The sequence below is a fragment of the Candidatus Profftella armatura (Diaphorina cf. continua) genome, from assembly GCF_016593155.1.
Taxonomy (GTDB): Bacteria; Pseudomonadota; Gammaproteobacteria; order Burkholderiales; family Burkholderiaceae; genus Profftella; species Profftella armatura_A.
The window spans coordinates 314783-337820 of record NZ_AP023215.1; the positions used below are offsets into that span (position 1 = coordinate 314783).

Here is a 23038-nt window from a genome sequence, read left to right on the forward strand (position 1 = left end):
AAATCTACAAATATTTTTTATGAAATAACATAAATAAATTTATGAAGATTTTATTTGTAGATTTAAAATAGTATTTTAAAATAATTTTAAAAATTATTAATTTAAATATAATTTTTTTTAAAATTTTTAAATACAAAATCCCAGTTAACGATATCTAGAAAATTTTCTATATATCGAAGACGATTATTTCGATAATCGATATAATAAGCATGTTCCCAAACATCCATTGTTAATAATGGGGTATCAGAGGTGTTTAAGGGTGTAATAGCGTTTGATGTATTGATAATTTCAAGTGAATTATTATTTTTTTTTATTAGCCAAACCCAACCAGAACCAAAATTATTAACTCCAAATTCTATAAAATTTTCTTTAAATTTTTTTAGAGATCCCCATTTATTTTTAATTTCAATAATTAATTGATTATCAATTTTTATATTATTTTCTGGGGACATGCATTTCCAATAAAATGAATGATTCCAGACTTGTGCTGCGTTATTAAAAATAGGACCAGAAGAAGAATTTTTAATAATTTCTTCAAGAGACATATTTTCAAATTTTGTTTTTTTAATTAATTTGTTTAAATTATTTAAATAGTTTTTATGGTGTTTATTATAATGAAATTCTAATGTTTCTTTTGATATTCTCGGAGAAAGTGCATCGAATTTGTATGGTAATTCTGATAGAATATATACCATAATTTATTTCCTTTTTATTTTAAAGATTAATTATTTATATTTAATAACTCATATTATAATATATATTTATTTTTTTAAAAATAGTCATAATTAAAATTTTTAGAATAGATTATAAAATAAATATATAAAAAAAAATTTTTTTAATTTTATTTAAGAACTTAAAAAATAAATTTATTTAAAAATTTTAGGAAAATTATGCGTCTTATTATTTTAGGTGCACCTGGATCAGGTAAGGGTACACAAGCAATGTTTATTAAAAAAAAATTTCATATTCCTCAAATTTCCACAGGTGAAATATTAAGAGATATTATAAAATCTGATAATAAAAATTATTTAAAAACTAGAATTTCTAATGACATAAAAAAAGGTAATTTAATTTCAGATGATATTATTATTGATTTAGTCATAAATCGTTTGAAATGTTCAGATTGTATTAATGGATATTTACTAGATGGTTTTCCTAGAACTTTATCACAAGCTCATGCTATAAAAGAAGCGGGTATTGTTATTGATTATATATTAGAAATTTATGTTTCTGATTCGGAGATTATTGAACGTATAAGTGGTCGTCGTATACACATTGCTTCTGGGCGTATTTATCATAATAAATTTAATCCACCCAAAATTAATGGAAGAGATGATTTTACTGGTGAATTACTTATTCAACGTGATGATGATACAATTGAAACAATTAGAAATCGTTTATCTATTTATCATAAACAAAAAAAAATTTTATTAGATTATTATAAAAATTTAAAAACTTTTAAAATTTTTGGTTTTCCAAGGTATTATAAAATATCTGGTTCTTTTTCAATAGATAAAGTTCGCAATAATATTTTTTCTATTTTAGTAAAAAAATAAAATAATTATAATCTATATTAATACCATATTAATATAAAAATTTATATGAAATTTTCAGTTTTAATTATTAAATCTCTTGAAGAACTTTTAAGTAAAATTCTTAAATTTACCTGTTCTCCAAATAAATTATTATCTAATTATTTTTGTGAATATAAAAAATTAGGAATATTTGAAAGAAATATTATTTCTAAAGCTGTTTATAATTTATTATATAATAAATCTACATATTTTTATTTTATTTATAATAAATTTGGTGATAAAACTATATCAGCGCGCAATTTAACTTTATTTTGTTTAAAAGATTTGATTAGTATTTCTTCTATTGAGGGATTATCTGAAAAAGAATTTTATTTTTTTAATAAGAAAATTGATTTTAATTTGGCTCCACCGTTAATAAAAAGTAATTTTCCAGAATGGTTATTTACTAAATTAGTAATTCAATATGGAGAATCAGAAACCTTAGATTTATCTAAAAAAATAAATCAATCTGCTCCTTTAGATTTAAGGGTTAACTTATTAAAATCAAAAAGAGAAATAATTATTAAAAAATTATTAGATTTTTCTATTTTTTGTACTCCTACTCCTTATGCGCCATTTGGTTTGAGGGTAATAAAAAAAGTTTCTTTAAAAAAAATAGATTTCTTTAAGAAAGGTATTATTGAAATTCAAGATGAAGGTAGTCAGTTACTTACTCATATTATTGAAATAAAACGCGGGCAATTAATAGTTGATTTTTGCGCTGGATCTGGTGGGAAAACACTTGCTATTGGTGCTTTAATAAGAAATACTGGTTGTATATATGCACTTGATATATCTAAAAAAAAAATAGAAGAATTAAAAAAAAGAGTAATTCGTAGTGGATTATCTAACGTATATCCTATTGTAATTAAAAATGAAAATGATATTAAGATTAAATTTTTAGAACAAAAAGCTCATAGAGTTTTAGTTGATGCTCCATGTAGTGGATTAGGTACATTACGTCGTAATCCTTATATTAAATGGTATCAAAAATCTTTTTTTATAGAAAAAATAAATAGTAAGCAAATTAATATTTTAAATAATGCATCTAAGTTAGTAAGAATAGAGGGATATTTAATTTATTCTACATGTAGTATATTAAAAGAAGAAAATGAAGATATTGTAAATAAATTTATAGAAATTAATAAAAATTTTTGCTTAATTTCAGTAAAAAATATTTTAAAAAAACAAAAAATCAAATTATCAATTAACAATGATTATTATTTAAAACTATTAACTAATATTCATAATACAGACTGTTTTTTTGCCGCAATTATGAAACGTATTGAATAAAAAATATATTAAGAAAGGCGGGGGTCGGAGTTGAACCGGCGTATACGGCTTTGCAGACCGTTGCATAACCATTCTGCCACCCCGCCATATTTATTTTGTATTGAGCGGGAAAAGAGTCTCGAACTCTCGACCTCAACCTTGGCAAGGTTGCGCTCTACCAACTAAGCTATTCCCGCATTATTAAATTCAAAAATTAAATTTTATAGATATATTTGTATTTTTGTCAAGAAAATAACTTTTTATTTTTATAAAAAATTTTATATTTTATATATTAAATAATATTTACATTTTTATATATTAAATAATATTTACATTAATTTAAATATAAAATAATTGCAATAATTATTAATGTTTGTTATGAGAATTTTTCTTTAATAAATTAAAATATTTTTATATAAAATTTAGAAAAAATAAAAATTTTACTATAATTAGTTTCTATTAATAGAATATAGTATAATTTTTTTTATATTAACTTATTCAATAAAAAATATTCTTAATAATTAGCATTTTTAATTAATATGTATTAATTTTTAATTATTTTTAATTTTATTAAATATTTTTCTTTAAATTTTTTGGTAAAATAACTAAATTTTTAGTATTTGTCTTACTTAAATTATTTTCAATTAAAAATAATTTTTCTGAAGAAAATGAAATTTTTATTATAGAGGATCTTACTAAATTTAATGCTAAATTAGCGGCCATTTGTTCACCGGATCGGCGACTTGGTCCAATACCACAGGTTTTTATTTTTAATTTAGGAATTATACATATAATTTCAAATTTTTGATTATGAGCGGCGCCATAAGTAGCTAAAATTTTATATTCCGGTAATGGAATTTTTCTTTTTTGTAAATATTCTTGTAAAAGAGTTTTAGAGTCTTTTCCTGTTATTATTGAATTAATTGAATTAAGAATAGTTTTATATAAGGAATAGATTACTTTTTGCACATTACCAAAGTGAGAATCTAGAAAAATTGCACCAAATATTGCTTCTAAAGTATCAGCTAAAATAGAAGGTCTATTACATCCACCAGATTTTATTTCACCATCACCAAGCAATAGAAACTTTGATAATTCTAATTTTTTAGCAATTTCATGTAATGTTTGTTGCTTTACTAAATTAGCTCTAAAACGTGATAAATCACCCTCATTTATTGAATTATAATGCTCAAATAATAATGAAGCAATTACGCAATTTAAGATAGAATCACCAAGAAATTCTAATCTTTCATTATGAATGCTGCTATAGCTACAATGTGTTAATGCTTGTCTTAAAATATCAGTATTTTTAAATGTATATCCTAATCGATGTTCTAATGATAGATACCACATGATATCATTCATTTTTTTATCTGACATGCATATTCTTTTGTAAAATTATTTTATTATTGTGCATAAAATTTTTAATTAAAATTACCAATATGATTTAATTTTTTAAAATTCATCCATATAAAAAATGTTTTTCTAATGATATTCTTATCTGAAATAAAATCCCAATAACAATTATCAAAATTATTATCACGATTATCTCACATTACAAAATATTTTTTTTGGAATAATGTAATTAAAATTTTTAGTATTAGAAAAAAATAAGTTTTTTTTAGGGAAATTATAGAAAATTGTTATGATATTTAATTTTTCTTTATTTTTATTATTTAATATTTTATGTATGGGATTTTTTAAATTTTTTTAAAATTGATTTAAAAAAAATTAAGTTTTGTGTATATATATGGTATTTTATTTTTTTACTATTTATTATTAATTTTTTATAATATATAATATTATTCCCTGGAATACCAATTATTAGTTTAATATAATTTTTTGAAATGTTCTTTGAGAAAAAAAATATAATTATATTCCTCATTAAATCTCCTAATGATAAGTTGGTAATATTGAGTTAAATGAAATTACAAAAGGTTTATATAAAAATGAATGAAAAATAAAGATAATTATAATAATTAGAAAAAATTTTTCGAAGTATTTTATCCAAAATATTTTTTATATTTGTATTTTTTTTTACAAAAATTATATTTAAAAATCAAATAATACCAGTAATTATAATTAAAATAAATAAAATTTTTGTAAAATTTATCGGTATTAATTAAAAATTTATTTTTTTTTATCTATTTTTAATATTGCTAAAAAAGCTTCTTTAGGTATTCCAACGACACCTATTTGTTTTAAATTTTTTTTTCCTGCTTTTTGTTTTTCAAGTAATTTTTTTTTTCTACTAATATCTCCTCCATAACATTTTGCAAGCACATTTTTTCGTAAAGATTTTATATTTTCACGTGCAATAATATTTGCACCAATAGTCGCTTGAATGATTACATCAAACATTTGTCTCGGTATTAATTCTTTCATTTTAGCTACTATTGCCTTTCCTTTGTGTCTACTATTAATACGATGTAAAATACTAGAAAGAGCATCAATTTTTTCATTGTTTATTAATATGTCGAGTTTAATAACATCAGAAGATCGATATTCTTTAAATTCATATTCCATAGAAGCAAAACCATGAGAAATAGATTTTAAAGTATCAAAAAAATCAAATATTATTTCAGACATAGGAATTTCATATGTTAATTTCACATGCATACCATGATAATCTATATTAATTTGTATACCTCTTCTATGGATACATAAATTCATAATAACACCAACATATTCTTTGGGTGTATATAAATTAATTATAACAATTGGCTCCTGAATTTCTAAAATTTTAATTGTTTCTGGTATTTTAGAAGGATTATCTATCATTAATATAGTATTATTTTTCATTAAAACTTTGTAAATTACAGTCGGGGCAGTGGTAATTAAATCAATATTAAATTCTCTTTTTAATCGCTCTTGAACTATTTCCATATGTAATAATCCAAGAAATCCACAACGAAATCCAAAACCTAATGCTTGAGAAGTTTCTGGGTTATATTTTAATGCTGAATCATTTAATTTAAGTTTTTCTAATGATTTTTTTAAGGTATTAAATTCATTATTTTTTAATGGAAATAATCCAGAAAATACTTGTGGTTGAACTTTTTTAAATCCCGGTAATGCATTTAAAGACGGAAAGTTTGCTAATGTTATAGTATCTCCAACTTTTGCTATTTTTACTTCTTTAATTCCAGCCACAATAAAACCAACTTGTCCAGCTGATAATGATGAGCATTTATATGATTTTGGAGTAAAAATTCCAATATTTTCTACTAAATGTTTTGTACCATTTGACATTAGTAAAATTTTTTCTTTAATATGTAATTTACCATTAATAACGCGAACTAACATTACTACACCAACATAATTATCAAACCATGAATCAATAATTAAAGCTTGTAAAGGGGCATCAATATTACCTTTTGGGTGTGGAATTTTAGAAATTAAATTTTCTAATATTTCTAAGACACCAAAACCAGTTTTACCTGAGCAAAATATTGCATTTTTAGAATTAATTCCAATTATATTTTCTATTTCTAAAAGAGTATTATTTATATTTGCGTTAGGTAAATCAATTTTGTTTAATACTGGTATTACTTTAACATTCATATCTATTGCCATATAACAATTTGCAACAGTTTGAGCTTCAACTCCTTGAGTTGCATCAATTAATAATAGAGCTCCTTCACATGCAGATAATGAACGATTAACTTCATAACTAAAATCAACATGCCCAGGAGTATCTATTAAATTTAAATTATAGATTAAACCATTTTTTGCTTTATATGATAAAGCGGCGGTTTGGGCTTTTATAGTAATCCCTCTTTCTCGTTCAATATCCATAGAATCTAAAACCTGAGATTCCATTTCTCGAGTAGATAATCCTCCGCAGATTTGAATAATACGATCTGCTAATGTTGATTTTCCATGGTCAATATGAGCGATAATAGAGAAATTTCGTATATTTTTCATTTTATTTATTTTTAAGAATTATAAATATTAATTATAGTAATTTTACTCGGATAAATTTACGTTTTCCAGCTTGTAATACAAAAATACCATTATTTAATTGTAAATTTTTATCACTAATTATAATTCCATTAACACGAATTCCTCTTTGTTCAATCATTCTTAATGCACTAGAAATAGAGGGGCATAAATTAATTTGTTTGAGTAAATTTCCAATATAAAATGGTGCGCCATATATTTCTAATTCAGGAATATTATCTGGAATTCCACCCTTAGAACGTTTTATAAAATCATATAAAGCATCATTAGACGCGGATTTTGAGTGAAAACGAGTGACGATTTTTTTAGCTAAAGTAATTTTAAAATCACGAGGATTTTTTCCAGAAATTATTTCAGTTTTAAAATTAGAAATAGTACTTGAGGAATACTTAAGTATTAATTCATAATAACGCCACATCATTGAATCAGATATGCTCATTATTTTAGCAAACATAATATTGCTAGGTTCGGTAATACCAATATAATTATTTTTCGATTTTGACATTTTTTGAACCCCATCTAAACCTTCTAATAGTGGCATAGTTAAAATGCATTGAGGTTCTTGAGAATAATTTCTTTGTATTTCTCTAGCAACTAATAGATTAAATTTTTGATCTACCCCCCCTATTTCAAGATCAGATTTTAATGCTACTGAATCATAACCCTGAATTAGAGGATATAGAAATTCATGTATTGAGATTGATATTCTATTTTTATATCTTTTTGTAAAATCTTCCCTTTCCATCATACGCGCTACATTATAATAAGATGTTAATTTAATAATATCTTTTGCGCTTAATTGATTACACCATTTAGAATTGTAGCAAACTTCAGTTTTTTCTATATCTAATATTAAAGAAATTTGTGAAAAGTAAGTTTGCGCATTAAAATTAATTTGTTCATCTGTTAATAATGGACGAGTAATATTTTTTCCGGTTGGATCACCGATGATTGCAGTAAAATCTCCAACTAAAAAAAATACTTGATGACCAAGATTTTGTAATTGATGTAATTTATCTAAGACTATAATATGTCCAAGATGGATATCAGGGCTAGTCGGATCAAATCCAAGTTTAATACGTAAAGGTTTATTGGTATCTTCGGAACGTATTAATTTTTTTATAAGTTCTGATTCTAGTAGTAATTCTTTAATTCCATTTTTAATGATTTCTAAGGAATTAAATATTTTATCGGATATAAAAAGGGGCTGTATTGTAGAATTAGTATTAGTTTTAGATTTTAATTTAGGATTCATTCATAATAATTTAGTTGTTTTTAAAAATTTATTATTAATAATTTTTATTATGTTTTTAAAGAAAATTTTAAAAAGTTTTTTATGTTTTAATAAGTTTAAATTTATTTAATTATTTATTTTAAAATTAAATTGATGTAAATTTAATTTTATTATACTCTAAGAATTGCTTAATAAAATTTTTTTAAATATATAAAAAGGAAAAACTTTAAATTTATTAAAAAATATGACTTTATTGCCTATTATTTATTATCCAGATATACGTTTAAAAAAAATAGCGGAACCAGTTACAGAGTTTGATTTAAATTTAAAAAAAATAATTTTTAATATGACTGAAACTATGTATAATGCTACGGGAATTGGTTTAGCTGCTTCACAGGTTGATATACATAAACAATTATTAATATTAGATATTTCAAAAAATAGTAATAAATTGCAGGTTTTTGTAAATCCAAAAATTATATGGTATAGCAAGGAAAAACAAATTTATAATGAGGGTTGTTTATCTTTACCTGGAATATTTAATAAAATAAAACGCTCTAAATTCATTCGAGTACATGCATTAAATATTGAAGGAAAAATATTTGAAATAATAGCTGAAGGATTATTGGCAATTTGTTTGCAGCATGAAATAGATCATTTAAATGGAAAAATATTTATTGAATATTTATCGAATTTTAAAAAAGAACGAATTATAAAAAAAATATTAAAAAAAAATAAAAAAATTAAAATATAATTTTTATAAAAAATAAATTCTAATTATTTTTATAAACGATGACTGCGATCGTATTGTAAAAATTTTTTAGGCCATTTTATATTATGACCTAATACTAGTATTTTAAATAATTCCCCCATTTCTCCTAAAGAAATTAATTTTTTTATACCATTAATTTGTTGCAGATGTTGTATAATATTATTTTTATTTTTAAACATAAATTTAGATAAAATATTACAAATACCAGAATTTATTAAAAATCCAGATTGACTAGTATAATTTAATAAATTTAAGCCATTATCAGTTGCTATTTTTGCAATTGCTGTAAAATCAATATGAGCTGTTATATCTTGTAAACCAGGCAAGTAAAATGGATCAAAATTTATATTATGTTTATAATGACACATCAAAGTTCCTTGAGATCGTTGATCTAAATAATATTCATTTGATGGAAATCCATAATCTATTAATAAAATTAATATACTATTATTTTTTGATTGATTATTTTTTTTATTTATTAATGTTTTTGCTAATGATGCTATAAATTTTATAGCAACTGAATGTATTTCTGTTAAATATCCAATCGGAAGTAATTTTTCATTAGTTATTTGTTTAATAAAATTTAAGCTACAAGGACGATCTTTAAATATAAATTTTCCGTTTTTTTTATTATTAATCCATGTAACACCTCTTTCATACCAACAATTAATACCTTTTGTGACTAAAGATACTGGCATAGCATCTAATACTTCATTAAGTATGATTAAACCAGAAAAATTCTTTGGACAATTATTTAACCATTCTATGTTTGTAAAATCAATTAACATTTTTTTTTGTCTATTACGTAATTTAGGAGATAATTCAATAATAATATATTTTTCAAGTTTAATATTAAATAGATTAAATGCAGTAAGAATATCTTTAGCTAATTTCCCATTACCAGAACCAAATTCCATTATTATAGGTTCAGTTTGTTCAAAAATTTCGATTGCTAATTTGGTTAATGTTATACCAAAAAATGATGAAATTTCAGGTGCTGTTATAAAATCACCATTTTCACCAAATTTAATAGAATTATTATTATAGTAACCTAAATTTTTTGCGTATAAGGCTAGTTCCATATAACGTTTAAATGAAATCCAGCCATTTTTTTTGTATATATCTTTTATAATTAAATTTTTTAGTAAATTAGAAAAAAAAATATCTTTATTGAAAGTATCAATATTATGCATTTTTAAAATGTAAAATTTAAAAAAAATAGTTATGCGAATTAATTGAGAAGAAGTTCTAGATGTTATTTTTTAAGAAAAACAAAAATTAGAAGAAGTAATTATTAATTATTCTACTGATTATATATTTAATGGCACAAAAAAATAAAATATATCATGAAGATAATTCATAATTAATCTGATATATATTGGATTTTTAAAATTAGTTAGATATATAATTCTTCTGATAATAATTTTATAAGAAGAATTTTTATATTAAAAAGAAAAATTGAAAATAGTTTCTGATCAATTAGAAATTTAAATTTAGTTAAAAATTATTAGTTCTAAAAAAATTTTAAATTTACAATTAGAATATATTCATTTAACAAGCGATATTTATAATATAATGACATTTAGTAAAACATGGTATAAATTATGCCTTATTTGTTATTAATTACTTACGCATAAATTTAATGAATATATCTAATAATATTAAAATTATATCAATTCTTTCTAAATTGTATTTTGTTTGTATGAAATTATTAAAAATAATAATTAATTAAATTAATATATAAAAATGGAATTAGAAAATATTATAAATATAAATTATCAAACTATTGTTGCTTATAATAATTATAGCGTTAAATTTAGAAATGGAATTTTTTATAAAAAAAGTTTTTTAGTATCACCAACAATAGATCCTATTTTTTGGTCGATAAATGGATATAATTTTCTTACTAAAAAAGATTTTATTTATATTTCTAAATTTAATCCAACTATAGTTATTTTAGGAACTGGTAGTATTCAACATTTTATTCATCCAAAATTAACTTATATTTTAACTCAAAAAAATATTGGAATTGAATGCATGAATAATCAAGCAGCATGTCGTACTTACAATATTTTAGTATTTGATGATATTAAAGTCATGTTAGCTCTTATTTTTGATTAATAAAACAATTATTAAACATTATTAAATTTAGTATATTGACCAGAAAAGGTTAGTCGAATATTACCAATTGGACCATTGCGTTGTTTGCTAACAATAATTTCAGCAATACCTTTATCAGCTGAATTTTGATTATAAACTTCATCGCGATATATAAATAAAATAAGATCAGCATCTTGCTCAATAGCACCTGATTCACGTAAATCTGACATTATAGGACGTTTATTTTGACGTTGTTCTAATGAACGATTTAATTGTGATAAAGCAAGTATTGGGCAATTAATTTCCTTAGCTAATCCCTTTAAATTTCGAGAAATTTCAGAAATTTCAGTAGCTCTATTTTCCCCGCTAGAACTTGCGGACATTAATTGTAAATAATCGATTATAATTACACCAATTTTTCCACATTGTCTAGATAAGCGTCTTGAATTCGCTCGTAATTCTATTACATTTAAAGATGGAGTTTCATCAATATATAATTGAGATTTATTAATTTTTTTAATTGAATCATTTATTCTCGGCCAATCATCACTAGAAAGACGACCAGTTCGTAATTTATGTTGATCTAGTTTTCCAACTGAACCAAGCATTCTCATGGCTAATTGAGCTCCACTCATTTCCATTGAAAATATAGCAACAGGTAATTTATTTTTAATTGCAATATGCTCTCCTATATTAAGAGAAAAAGCAGTTTTTCCCATAGAAGGTCTTCCCGCAACAATGATTAAGTCTCCAGGCTGTAATCCAGATGTTATTTTATCAAGTTCAAAAAATCCAGTTGAAATACCGGTAACATCATTATTATTAATACCTTGATTATATAATTTATTAATACGTTCTATAACCCGATTTAATAATGGTTGAATTTTCTGGAAACCTTTATTTATGCATATTTCTTTTTCCGCAATTGAAAAAATCTTTGATTCTGCTTCATCTAATATTTGTTTTACTTCTTTTCCTTCAGAAATAAAAGCCTGACTAGAGATTTCATCAGTAATTGTAATTAATTTTCTTAATATTCCTCTATCTCGTACTATTTCAGCATAACGTCGAATATTAGCGGCTGATGGTATATTTTGCGCTAAAGAATTTAAATAAGATAAACCTCCTATTTCTTCAGCATTACCGGTATTAGATAATGAATCAAATACAGTAATAACATCCGCTGGATGTGATGAATTAATTAATTTTGTAATATGCTTAAAAATTAATTTGTGATCATAACGATAAAAATAATCTGAATTTAAACAATCTGCAATTTTATCCCAAGCAGAATTATCAAGCAATAATCCTCCTAAAACAGATTGTTCTGATTCAATAGAATGTGGTGGTACACGAAATTTTTCATTTTTGATATTAAATGGTGCATGCATATATACTAATATTAATTTAGAAATAATTATTTTTTTAAAATTTTTTTATTATTTTTTTTAAATTTTAAAATTCAGTTATTATAAATAGTTCATTAACGTCAAAAAGGATAAAAAGACTTTTTTTAAAATTATTCTTTTGCTGTTATTATGAACGTATGGTTATTTTTCAATATGTGAATAATTATAATTGTTATTTATTTAATTTTTCAAGAGAGTATATATGCGTCATTATGAAATTATATTTATTGTACATCCAGATCAAAGTGAACAAGTTTCAGAGATGATTGAACGTTATAAAAAAATTGTAATTTCCGGAAAGGGAAAAATACATCGTTTAGAAGACTGGGGGCGTCGATCTTTAGCTTATCAAATAAAAAAAGTAATAAAAGCACATTATATATGTTTTAATGTAGAAATTAATAAAAAAACTTTATTGGAAATTGAAACAAGTTTTAGGTTTAATGATGCAATTTTAAGATATTTAACGATAAAAACTAAAAAAGCCGAAACTGAAACATCATCTTTTTTAAGATTAATTCAGAAAGAGGAAAGTATTAAAAAATAATAAATTTTTAAAATTTTAATTTTTATATTTAAGATAATACAATAAAATGTTTTTTATATTTTATAAATAATAGGGGTTTTAAAAATGATATTTGGTAAAAAAAATGACAAGAATAAATTTAAGAAAAAACGTCAACAGCAAAATCCACTTTTTAAAAGAAAAAAATTTTGTAGATTTACCGTGATGAATATTAAGCAAATTGATTACAAGAATATTGAGATATTAAAAGATTTTGTTCAGGAAAATGGAAAAATTATAGCCGCAAGATTAACTGGAACACGTTCTCATTATCAACGTCAAATGGATACAGCAATTAAACGTGCTCGTTTTTTAGCATTATTGCCATATACTGATTTACATAATAGATAATTTTTATAAGGAAGAATATGCAAATTATTTTATTAAAAGATATTCCTAATTTAGGAAAATTAGGTGAAATTATAAAAGTAAAAAATGGTTATGCGCGTAATTTTTTAATTCCACAAAATCAAGCTCGACACGCGACAAAATTTGTTATTAAAGAGTTTGAAGAAAAACGTATTAAATTAGAAAAAACTGCTTCTACAATTTTTTTAAATGCTAAAAAAATGGGAGAAGAAATTCAAAAATTAAATATAAATATTATGAAAAAATCTGGAATTGATGGGCGATTATTTGGTTCTGTAACTAATTCTGATATTGTTAAGGAATTTGAAAAAAAAGGATTAAAAATTAAAAAAAATAAAATTAGATTACCAAATAATCAAATAAAAAAAATTGGAAATTATTATATAAATATATCATTACATAGTGACTTAAAAATTAATAAAATGATTTCTATTACTAGTGAAATAAAAACTTAATTAAATTTAATAAATATTAAATTAATAAATAATTGTATTTTAAAATTATTTAATTTTTTTATAAAAAATTATGATAGATGGAAATTCTACTTTTCTTTGGTATGATTATGAAACATTTGGTTTAAATGTTCGAAGAGATAGGCCATTTCAGTTTGCTGCAATTAGAACTGATATTATGCTTAATGAAATTGATAATCCAATTATGTTATATTGTAAACCGGCTCCTGATTTTTTGCCTAATCCAAAGGCTTGTTTAATTACAAAAATTACTCCTCAATTTTGTTTAAATAATGGTATACCAGAGTATAAATTTGCATCTATTATTGAAAGTATTTTTTTAAAACCAGGTACGATTAGTGTTGGTTATAATACAATTTCATTTGATGATGAAGTTACTCGATTTATGTTTTGGAGAAATTTAATTAATCCCTATGAAAGAGAATGGAAAAATAATTGCAGTCGCTGGGATTTAATTAACGTAATAAGAGCTTCTTATGTATTACGTCCATATGGAATAATATGGCCATATAAAAATAATGGTAAACCAAGTTTAAAATTAGAGCATTTAAGTTTTGTTAATAATTTATTACATAAAAAATCGCATGACGCCTTATCAGATGTTCGTGCTACATTAGGTTTAGCTAGATTAATACGTAATAATAATCCTAGATTGTTTAATTTTGCTTTATCATTACGAAAAAAAAAATATGTTTTAATGGAGATAGGGTGGCCAATAGCTCGTCCATTTTTTTATATTTCTCATGCATTTTCTGCTAAAAATGATTATATTTCTCTTATGTGGCCTATTTGTATACATCCAATGAATAAAAATATATTAATTACTTGGAATTTATTATATGATCCTAAACAATTTTTATTAAATGATATTAATAAAATTCGCGATTATTTATGTTTTAAAAAGAATTCCTTAAATGAAGATATTATACCAATAAGTATGATTCATTTAAATAGATCACCAATAGTGATAAGTAATTTAAAAATATTATCATCAAATTTAATATTTCGCTGTAAATTTGATTTAAATTGTGCTTTTAAAAATATAAAATATGCCTCATCTATATTGAGTAGAACTCATATTTGGAAAAAAATTTTTTTAGATTATAAAATTAATAATTCTAATTTAGAATTAAATATTGATGAAGAATTATATAATAATTTTATTAGTAAGAATGATAATTTAAAATTAGCCATTTTAAGATCTATGTCTCCTCAAGAATTATCTGATGTTAATTTTTGTTTTGAAAATAAAAAGTTAAAAGAGTTAATTTTTCGTTATCGAGCAAGAAATTTTATAGAAACATTATCTTTAAAAGAATTAAAGCGCTGGGAGAAATATCGTATTTCTCGATTTTATAATAAAAAAAATAATAATTACACCATAAATATGTTTTATTTAGAAATACAATCTTTATTAAAAAAGGTAAATGAATATGATAAAAAAATATTAAATGCATTATTGATGTATGGAAAAAATATTATCCCAAAATATGGTTATTAATATTTTATATTAATTTCTTAAAATATTGATTTTTTAAATTATAAATAATTTTATTATGCGCAATACTTTATTATTAGTAGATGGTTCTAGTTATATATATAGAGCATTTTACGCGTTACCTGATATAAGAAATATAGATAATTTTCCAGTTGGCGCGTTATATGGTACAATAAACATGTTACGTAAATTATATAAAAATTATCAGGCAACTTATATTGCTTGTATATTTGACGCGAAAGGAAAAACCTTTAGAAATATTTTATATCCAGCTTATAAAGCTACGCGAAAAAAAATGCCATATAATTTAATTTTACAAATTAAGCTAATTCACACAGCGGTACGTGCAATAGGTTGGCCAATTTTAATAATGAAAGGAGTTGAAGCTGATGATGTAATTGGCACACTCGCTAAGCAGGCGATCATTAAATATAATTTAAAAGTTATTATCTCAACTAATGATAAAGATATGGCACAATTAGTAAATAATAAAATTATTCTTATTAATAATAATAAAATATATGATCGTACAGCTGTTATTTCTAAGTTTGGTGTGTCACCAGAAAAAATTGTTGATTATTTTAGTTTAATAGGTGATGTATCAGATAACTTACCTGGAGTTAAAAAAATTGGACCTAAAACAGCTATTAAATTATTAAATCAATATCATTCTTTAGAAGGTATTATAAAGAATTCCAATAAAATTAAGGGCGTAATTGGAGAAAATTTACGGTTTTCATTAAATTGGTTACCAAAAATAAAAAAATTATTAACAATAAAGACGGATTGTAATCTTACTGAAAATATAGTATCAATTCCAGAATCCTTAATTATTCAACCTAAAGATGAAAAATTATTGATAAAATTATTAAATCAATATAAATTAAAAGAAAAATTTTTATATTAATTAATATTTAAATATTTATTACTTTTTAAAAATGTGTAATAATATCATTAATTATAAAAAAGTTATAATAGTTATGTAATTAAGCTATTTTACGATTTTAAAAAAATTTAGTATTTTAAAATTATCTAATTCAATTTAAATCATATAAAAATATTATGACTAAACAAAAAAAAAAAATATTATCATCTCAAGTTGATGTTTTTAAAACTATTGATCATAATACACTAAATATACCATTAAAAAATAATGATGATAATATCGCTGATACAGATTATGATATTGATTGTAGTGATGCTAAATCGTTACTTGATTTAACTAATCATTTTTTAATTGCTATGCCTGGTTTTTCTACTCCATTTTTTGATGGGGCAGTAGTATATTTATGTGAACATAATACGAATGGTGCATTTGGTATTATAATTAATAAACCTACTGATATGACTATAAATATTTTATTAGATAGCGATAGTAATTTAAAACTAAGATTAGTTCCTAATACTAAAGAATTTATTTTAGAAAAAACTACAAAACCTATTATGTTTGGGGGGCCAGTTCAGATTGATCGAGGATTTGTATTACATAATATTGTTAATGAAAAATCATCATTTTTTAATTCAACTTTAAATATAACTTCTGATATTTCATTGACTACATCTAAGGATATTTTAGAATCTTTTTCTAGAGGAGATGGGCCTTCTCAATTATTAATTAGCTTAGGTTGCTCAGGATGGGGTTCTGGTCAATTAGAGGCAGAAATTATTAATAATCATTGGTTAATAGTTGATGCTAATTCTGAAGTTATTTTTAATGTTCCGTGTGAGCAACGATTTTTTGCTGCAGTAAAATTATTAGGAATTAACCCATTAATGCTAAGTAATCAATATGGATATGTCTAATAATTTAATTAAATCTTTTTCTAATATTGAAATTATATTTGGTTTTGATTTTGGATTTAAAAGAATAGGAATTGCATTTGGAAATACCTTAATAAAACATGCAAAACCTTTGAAAATTATTCATTCAATAACTAATAACGCGAAATTTAATGAAATTTCTAAATTAGTAGAAAATTGGAAACCAAAATATTTTGTAGTTGGATTCCCGTCATATATTGATATGGCTCATGAAAAACATAAAATAGCAATAAGATGTCAACGATTTGCTAATCAATTATGTGGGCGCTATTCAATTAAAACATTTATGATTAATGAAAATTATTCATCAATTATAATTAAAAATTTTCGTAAAAAATATATAGATTCCCAATCAGCTGCTCTTATATTGCAACAATATTTTGATGAAAAATTATATAATAAAATTTAATAAATTTAAAATTTTTAAGATATTTAAAAATTATTTATTTGAATTATTGATCGATCTTCAAAACATAATGCTGTAAGTTTATTATCCCAAACACAACTTAATGTCTAAGCAAATAATATTAGGTTTTATTATTAATTCTAAAGTTGACCAATGTTCGAATAGTATGGTAATATTAACTGTTTTTCTATTGGGTAAATTAAACCATGGTATATAATTAATTTTAAAATTATTATTTTTTATATTTTTTTGTAAATTTTATTGTTCCATTTTCTTTACAAAGTCTTATGTGAGTTAATGCATTAATAATGAATTATAATTTATCTATTTTTTAAATTATTACCTCAATTTATTAAATAATTATTATATAATTTAAAAATTTTTCCAATAAGATTTTCTTAATATTTTTTCTGCTTCATAAGATAATTTTATGGTTTGTTGAGCCGTCCATTATTTAGTTATTCCAGAATGGATCATAAGATATTTTTTGTAATATATAGCCAATGGTTGTGTACATAACCAAGATATTAATTTTTTTTTATCCGGAGCATTAAGATATCATCAAAAGTATCAAATTTACTTTTTTTATTAATATTAATAAAAACACATCTAATAAATGTATTTCGTGATTTCCTAAAACTATTTTAGCATGATTTCTTATTAAATAAACTATTCATAGCGTATCTAAAGATTTAGGTCCTTTATTAATTAAATTTCCTAAAAATATAAAATTAGCTTCAGGAGATTTTTTATAAATTTTTTTTAAAAATATAGAAAGTTGTTTTTTTTGAAACTATGAACATCACCTATAATATAGGTTGTTTTCATAAATATAAAAATAATTTTAAATTTTCTTAAAATATAACATATTATCTTTGATATCAACGTATATAGTATCTTTAGCCATAAATTCTCCAGATAAAATTAATTTAGATAGTGGGTTTTCAATTTCCTGTTGAATTACTCTTTTTAAAGGACGAGCTCCATATATTGAATCAAATCCTATATTAGCAATTTTTTTTAATGCCGCTTTACTAATCTTAAAATCTATATTCATTTTTAATAATTTATTTTTTACAATGTTTAATTGTATATCTGTAATGGAAAAAATATTTTTTCTATTAAGAGGGTGAAAAACAATAATATCATCAATGCGATTTATAAATTCAGGACGAAAGTATATTTTTATCTCGTTCATTACTGCTAATTTTATAATTTCTTTGTTTCCACTTTTCATTTCTTTAATTTTATTAGATCCAAGATTTGATGTCATAACAATGATTGTATTTTTAAAATTTATAGTACGACCATGGTTATCTGTTAAACGACCATCATCTAATACTTGTAATAATATATTAAAGACCTCGGAATGTGCTTTTTCAATTTCATCTAATAAAATTAAGCTATATGGTTTACGACGTACTATTTCTGTTAAATAACCCCCTTCTTCATATCCAATATAACCTGGAGGGGCTCCAATTAAACGAGAAACAGAATGTTTTTCTATGAATTCACTCATATCAATTCTTATTATTGATTCTTCATTATTAAATATACATGCAGCTAATACCTTACATAACTCTGTTTTTCCAACTCCAGTAGGACCTAAAAACATAAAAGAACCATATGGACGTTTAGTATCAGATAAACCAGCACGAGAGCGCCGAATTGCATTTGAAATTGCTAAAATTGCTTCATCTTGACCAATTATTCTTTTACGCAATAAATTTTCTATATTCAATAATTTTTCACGTTCTCCTTCTATTATTCGGGCTACTGGTATCCCAGTGGTACGTGAAACAATTTCAGCGATTTCTTCAGAGTCAACTTTAGTTTTTAGTAAAGTAAATTTATTTGCGTCAGTAGAAAATTTTGTGTTTTTTTGTGATTTTTCCTTTAAGATTTTTTCTAATTTATTTAATTCTCCATATTTTAATTTTGATACGGTTTGCCAGTCACTTTTTCTAGTAGCTTCATTTATTTTTAAGCGTGTTTTTTCAATTTTCTCTTTAATTTGTTGACTATTTTGTATTAAGGTTTTTTCATATTTCCATATTTTTTCTAAATTAACGTATTTTATTTCTAATTTAGTAATTTTTTCTTCAATGAGTGATAATCTTTTTTTTGACGATTCATCATGTTCACGTTTTATAGTTTCACGCTCTATTTTAAGTTGAATTAATCGTCTTTCTAATTTATCCATAATTTCTGGTTTAGAATCTATTTCAATTTTAATTTTAGCCGCAGCTTCATCAATTAAATCAATTGCTTTATCTGGCATAAATCTATCAGCAATATAACGATATGATAATTCTGCTGCTGCCACAATAGCGGGGTCAGTAATTTCAACACCATGATGAACTTCGTATTTTTTTTGTAACCCCCGTAAAATTGAAATAGTTGTTTCAATATCCGGTTCTTCTATTAAAATTTTTTGAAAACGACGTTCAAGTGCAGCATCTTTCTCTATATATTTACGATATTCATTAAGTGTGGTAGCTCCAATACAATGAAGTTCCCCGCGAGATAATTCTGGTTTCAACATATTACCAGCATCTATAGCGCCTTCTATTTTACCCATTCCAACCATAGTATGTAATTCATCTATAAAAATTATAATATTTTTTTGATTATTAGATATTTCTTTTAGTATTTTTTTTAAGCGCTCTTCAAATTCCCCTCGATATTTTGATCCAGCTAATAATAGAGCTATATCTAATAATAAAATTTTTTTTGATAATAAGCTATGCGGAACTTCTCCGTTTATAATGCGTTGCGCTAATCCTTCTACAATAGCGGTTTTACCTACTCCAGGTTCTCCGATTAAAACGGGATTATTTTTACTTCTTCTTTGTAATACCTGTATTGCTCGTCGAATTTCATCATCACGACCAATTACAGGATCTAATTTTCCTGATCGAGCTTTTTTAGTTAAATCTATTGTATATTTTTTTAAAAATTCTCTGCGTTCCTCATCTTGTTGTGACAAAATATTTTTTCCTTTCCGGGTTAAAAAAATTGTATTTTTTAAAGATCTATAATTTAAATTATAATTACGCAATAACCTTCCGGCTTGCGATTGACATAAAAAAAATCCTAATAACATTATTTCACTTGAAGTATAATTGTCATTATATTTTTTTGCTTCTTTATTTGATATATTTATTAATTCAATTAATTCTTTTCCAATTTTTGTTTTATAATTATTTCCAAATATTTTAGGTAAATAAGCTAATAAATTAATTAATTTTTTTTTTAATAAAAGTATATTTATACCAGAACGTTGCAAAATAAAAAGAATAAAAGAATTTTTTTCTAAAAATATAAATAATAAATGTAAAGATTCTACATAAAAATTATCATTATTAATTGCCAAATTTTGAGCGTCAACTAAAGATTCTTGTAATTTTATTGTTAATTCATTAGAATACATTTAGTTCTCCTAATTTTAAATTTAAAAATTAAGAAATATTTTATAACTATTAAAATTTATTATAATTTATAATTATAATAACTGATATAATTATCTTTATTTTATTATAGTTTAAAATATTTTTTGATAAAATTATAACGTTTTAAAGTGTTTATTTTAGATAAACTTTGTTCCAAAATAGGTTTTGGATAATTTTTTCCTAAGATAATTCCAGCTTTTTCTAATTTAGAAGGACTTACTTCCCAGGGAGAGTGAATATATTTATTTGATAATTTTGATAATTGTGGAAGATATTTACGAATAAAAATTCCTTGAGAATCAAATTTTTTAGATTGAATAATTGGATTAAAAATACGAAAATATGGTTGAGAAGAACAACCAGAAGATGCTGACCATTGCCAATTACCATTATTAGATGCTAAATCAAAATCATTTAACTTATTTGCAAAATAATTCTCCCCCCATTTCCAATTAATACCCATATCTTTTATTAAGAAACTTGCAGTTATCATGCGTAGTTTATTATGCATGTAACCGCTTGAATTTAATTGAATAATAGCAGCATCAATTAATGGATAACCAGTATATCCTTTACACCACTTTAAAAAATTTTTTTTTGCACAATCATTGTTTTCCCAAAGAATATTATCATATTCCTTTTTAAATGATTTATTTATTACATTTGGGTAGCAATATAAAATCATTTGATAAAAATCACGCCATATTAACTGAGATAACCAGGTAAAATATCCAATACAATTAGTTTTAGAATATTTTTTTATGAATTTAAAAATTAGTCTTACTAATTTTCGAATTGATATTGTACCAAATCTTAAATGTATAGATAAATAAGAGGTCCCATAAATATAAGGATAATTTCGAGTTGTATTATAATTTTTAATTTTTTGAATAAAATTATTTAATAATATTTTTGCTCCAGACATTCCGGTTTGAATTCCTAGAGCAGATAAGTTACTTTTACAAAATCCAATTTTATTCAAAGAAGATATGTTATTATTAATTTTATGTAATTTAGAAAAATTTACTAAATTATTTAGATAAGATTTAACTGGATAAGATTGTAAATAAAATTTGTTATTTTTAATTTTTTCTATCCATTTTCTTTGATAACAAGAAAATATGGAATATGGTTTTCCTATTTTGTTTAAAATTTCATTTTTTTCAAAAATAACTTGATCTTTATAACTAAAAAATTTACATCCTATTATTTTTAATTCTTTTTTGATTAATTTATCACGTATTATTGCTTGAGGTTCATAATCATGATTTATCATTACTGCATCAATATTGAGTTCTATAACTAATTTTTTAATTTCTTTTGAAGCAGTAGCGTGACGTATAATTAGATTGCTATTATAATTTTGTAAAATAATACTTAATTCAATAATGCTTTTGAATATGAATTCAACTCTGCGATCTTCAATAATACCTTGAGAACGTAAAGGATTTAAGATATTTTTATCAAATATGAACACGCAATATACTTCCATACTTTGACGTAATGCATAATATAATGCAGCATTGTCTTGTATACGAAGATCACGACGAAACCAAAATAAAGTTTTTTTAAAAATTTTTATATATTAAAAATATTATTCATAATTAAAATGGAACATCATCATCTGTTTCTAAAAAATTAGATATAGGTAATGGTTGTGTTTTAAAATTTGTTTGAGATTTTTCTTTTTCGTTATTGGTATTTGAGATAGAATTTTTACGTGAAGACATTATATTAAAAAAATTATTTTCTAAATTATTAGAAATATTTTTTTCATTTGTATTTTTACGATTACCTAACATTTGCATGTTATCAGCAATAACTTCTGTAACATATTTTTCAACTCCTTCTTTATTAGTCCATTTTCGTGTTTGTAAACGCCCCTCTATATATATTTGTGATCCTTTTTTTAAATATTGTTTTACAATTTGCGCTAATTTACGATAAAAAGTAATTCGATGCCATTCAGTTAATTCTCTTTTTTCTCCGGAATTTTTATCTTTCCAATTTTCTGTTGTTGCAATACTAACATTAGTAACCGCATCACCATTAGACATATAACGTGTTTCAGGATCGTGACCAAGATTACCAATAATAATTACTTTATTTACAGAGGCCATATTTTTTATT

The 23038-nt window shown here is 23.0% G+C and carries 21 protein-coding genes and 2 tRNA genes; 11 read left to right on the forward strand and 12 right to left on the reverse strand.

Annotated elements, in window-relative coordinates; all coding sequences use genetic code 11:
• Positions 1-101: 101 nt before the first annotated feature.
• Entirely contained in the window at positions 102-695 is a 594-nt protein-coding gene (locus JIC14_RS01275; protein WP_201329650.1) for a superoxide dismutase, read from the reverse strand.
• Positions 696-890: 195 nt separating this feature from the next.
• On the opposite strand from JIC14_RS01275, the gene adk reads away from it, so the two are divergent.
• On the forward strand, positions 891-1556 hold the full coding sequence (adk, locus tag JIC14_RS01280) for an adenylate kinase (protein ID WP_201329651.1): 666 nt from the start codon (positions 891-893) through the stop codon (positions 1554-1556).
• Positions 1557-1601: 45 nt separating this feature from the next.
• Positions 1602-2867 carry an RsmB/NOP family class I SAM-dependent RNA methyltransferase gene (locus JIC14_RS01285; RefSeq protein ID WP_201329652.1) on the forward strand — a complete coding sequence of 422 codons (1266 nt, stop codon included), beginning with the start codon at positions 1602-1604 and terminating at the stop codon, positions 2865-2867.
• Between the two features lie 15 nt (positions 2868-2882).
• Here JIC14_RS01285 and JIC14_RS01290 read toward each other — a convergent pair.
• From JIC14_RS01290 to tyrS, 6 genes are all read right to left on the reverse strand, one after another.
• Positions 2883-2953: transfer RNA gene (locus JIC14_RS01290), tRNA-Cys, on the reverse strand.
• A gap of 17 nt (positions 2954-2970) precedes the next feature.
• Positions 2971-3043: transfer RNA gene (locus tag JIC14_RS01295), tRNA-Gly, on the reverse strand.
• Between the two features lie 373 nt (positions 3044-3416).
• Positions 3417-4226 carry a ribonuclease III gene (gene rnc, locus JIC14_RS01300; protein ID WP_320412639.1) on the reverse strand — a complete coding sequence of 270 codons (810 nt, stop codon included), beginning with the start codon at positions 4224-4226 and terminating at the stop codon, positions 3417-3419.
• Positions 4227-4530: 304 nt separating this feature from the next.
• Positions 4531-4731 carry a S26 family signal peptidase gene (locus JIC14_RS02120; RefSeq protein WP_425305465.1) on the reverse strand — a complete coding sequence of 67 codons (201 nt, stop codon included), beginning with the start codon at positions 4729-4731 and terminating at the stop codon, positions 4531-4533.
• A 245-nt stretch (positions 4732-4976) separates the two neighbouring features.
• The gene (lepA, locus tag JIC14_RS01305) at positions 4977-6773 is read right to left on the reverse strand and encodes a translation elongation factor 4 (RefSeq protein ID WP_201329653.1); all 1797 of its coding nucleotides are present in this window, start codon (positions 6771-6773) and stop codon (positions 4977-4979) included.
• Between the two features lie 31 nt (positions 6774-6804).
• Positions 6805-8064 (reverse strand): tyrosine--tRNA ligase, encoded by a 1260-nt coding sequence (tyrS, locus tag JIC14_RS01310; RefSeq protein WP_201329654.1) that lies wholly within the window; start codon positions 8062-8064, stop codon positions 6805-6807.
• A 223-nt stretch (positions 8065-8287) separates the two neighbouring features.
• On the opposite strand from tyrS, the gene def reads away from it, so the two are divergent.
• Positions 8288-8797 carry a peptide deformylase gene (gene def / locus JIC14_RS01315; RefSeq protein WP_201329655.1) on the forward strand — a complete coding sequence of 170 codons (510 nt, stop codon included), beginning with the start codon at positions 8288-8290 and terminating at the stop codon, positions 8795-8797.
• A 29-nt stretch (positions 8798-8826) separates the two neighbouring features.
• On the opposite strand, the gene JIC14_RS01320 is transcribed toward def, so the two are convergent.
• Positions 8827-10008: a class I SAM-dependent methyltransferase gene (locus tag JIC14_RS01320; RefSeq protein ID WP_201329656.1), complete on the reverse strand. Its 1182-nt coding sequence runs from the start codon at positions 10006-10008 to the stop codon at positions 8827-8829.
• Positions 10009-10561: 553 nt separating this feature from the next.
• On the opposite strand from JIC14_RS01320, the gene JIC14_RS01325 reads away from it, so the two are divergent.
• Positions 10562-10936 carry an Mth938-like domain-containing protein gene (locus tag JIC14_RS01325; RefSeq protein ID WP_201329657.1) on the forward strand — a complete coding sequence of 125 codons (375 nt, stop codon included), beginning with the start codon at positions 10562-10564 and terminating at the stop codon, positions 10934-10936.
• Positions 10937-10947: 11 nt separating this feature from the next.
• On the opposite strand, the gene dnaB is transcribed toward JIC14_RS01325, so the two are convergent.
• Positions 10948-12306 carry a replicative DNA helicase gene (gene dnaB, locus JIC14_RS01330; protein WP_201329658.1) on the reverse strand — a complete coding sequence of 453 codons (1359 nt, stop codon included), beginning with the start codon at positions 12304-12306 and terminating at the stop codon, positions 10948-10950.
• Between the two features lie 220 nt (positions 12307-12526).
• Here dnaB and rpsF point away from each other — a divergent pair, with 220 nt between their 5' ends.
• From rpsF to ruvX, 7 genes are all read left to right on the forward strand, one after another.
• Positions 12527-12871, forward strand: a complete 345-nt coding sequence (gene rpsF, locus JIC14_RS01335; protein WP_201329659.1) for a 30S ribosomal protein S6 — start codon at positions 12527-12529, stop codon at positions 12869-12871.
• Between the two features lie 84 nt (positions 12872-12955).
• The gene (rpsR, locus tag JIC14_RS01340) at positions 12956-13240 is read left to right on the forward strand and encodes a 30S ribosomal protein S18 (protein WP_201329660.1); all 285 of its coding nucleotides are present in this window, start codon (positions 12956-12958) and stop codon (positions 13238-13240) included.
• A gap of 17 nt (positions 13241-13257) precedes the next feature.
• Positions 13258-13713 carry a 50S ribosomal protein L9 gene (rplI, locus tag JIC14_RS01345; RefSeq protein WP_201329661.1) on the forward strand — a complete coding sequence of 152 codons (456 nt, stop codon included), beginning with the start codon at positions 13258-13260 and terminating at the stop codon, positions 13711-13713.
• Between the two features lie 70 nt (positions 13714-13783).
• Positions 13784-15232, forward strand: a complete 1449-nt coding sequence (gene sbcB, locus JIC14_RS01350) for an exodeoxyribonuclease I (protein WP_201329662.1) — start codon at positions 13784-13786, stop codon at positions 15230-15232.
• 55 nt (positions 15233-15287) lie between these two features.
• Positions 15288-16136: a 5'-3' exonuclease gene (locus tag JIC14_RS01355; RefSeq protein WP_201329663.1), complete on the forward strand. Its 849-nt coding sequence runs from the start codon at positions 15288-15290 to the stop codon at positions 16134-16136.
• A gap of 155 nt (positions 16137-16291) precedes the next feature.
• Entirely contained in the window at positions 16292-17032 is a 741-nt protein-coding gene (locus JIC14_RS01360) for a YqgE/AlgH family protein (RefSeq protein ID WP_201329664.1), read from the forward strand.
• The gene (ruvX, locus tag JIC14_RS01365; RefSeq protein WP_236584490.1) at positions 17025-17459 is read left to right on the forward strand and encodes a Holliday junction resolvase RuvX; all 435 of its coding nucleotides are present in this window, start codon (positions 17025-17027) and stop codon (positions 17457-17459) included. The genes JIC14_RS01360 and ruvX overlap by 8 nt, the downstream gene beginning before the upstream one ends.
• 841 nt (positions 17460-18300) lie before the next feature.
• On the opposite strand, the gene clpB is transcribed toward ruvX, so the two are convergent.
• The 3 genes from clpB to ssb form a co-directional block, all read right to left on the reverse strand.
• Entirely contained in the window at positions 18301-20889 is a 2589-nt protein-coding gene (clpB, locus tag JIC14_RS01370; RefSeq protein ID WP_201329665.1) for an ATP-dependent chaperone ClpB, read from the reverse strand.
• A 104-nt stretch (positions 20890-20993) separates the two neighbouring features.
• Entirely contained in the window at positions 20994-22490 is a 1497-nt protein-coding gene (locus tag JIC14_RS01375; protein WP_201329957.1) for a cryptochrome/photolyase family protein, read from the reverse strand.
• A 22-nt stretch (positions 22491-22512) separates the two neighbouring features.
• A complete protein-coding gene (ssb, locus tag JIC14_RS01380) occupies positions 22513-23028 on the reverse strand; it encodes a single-stranded DNA-binding protein (protein ID WP_201329666.1) in 516 nt (171 codons plus the stop codon).
• Between the last annotated feature and the right edge of the window lie 10 nt (positions 23029-23038).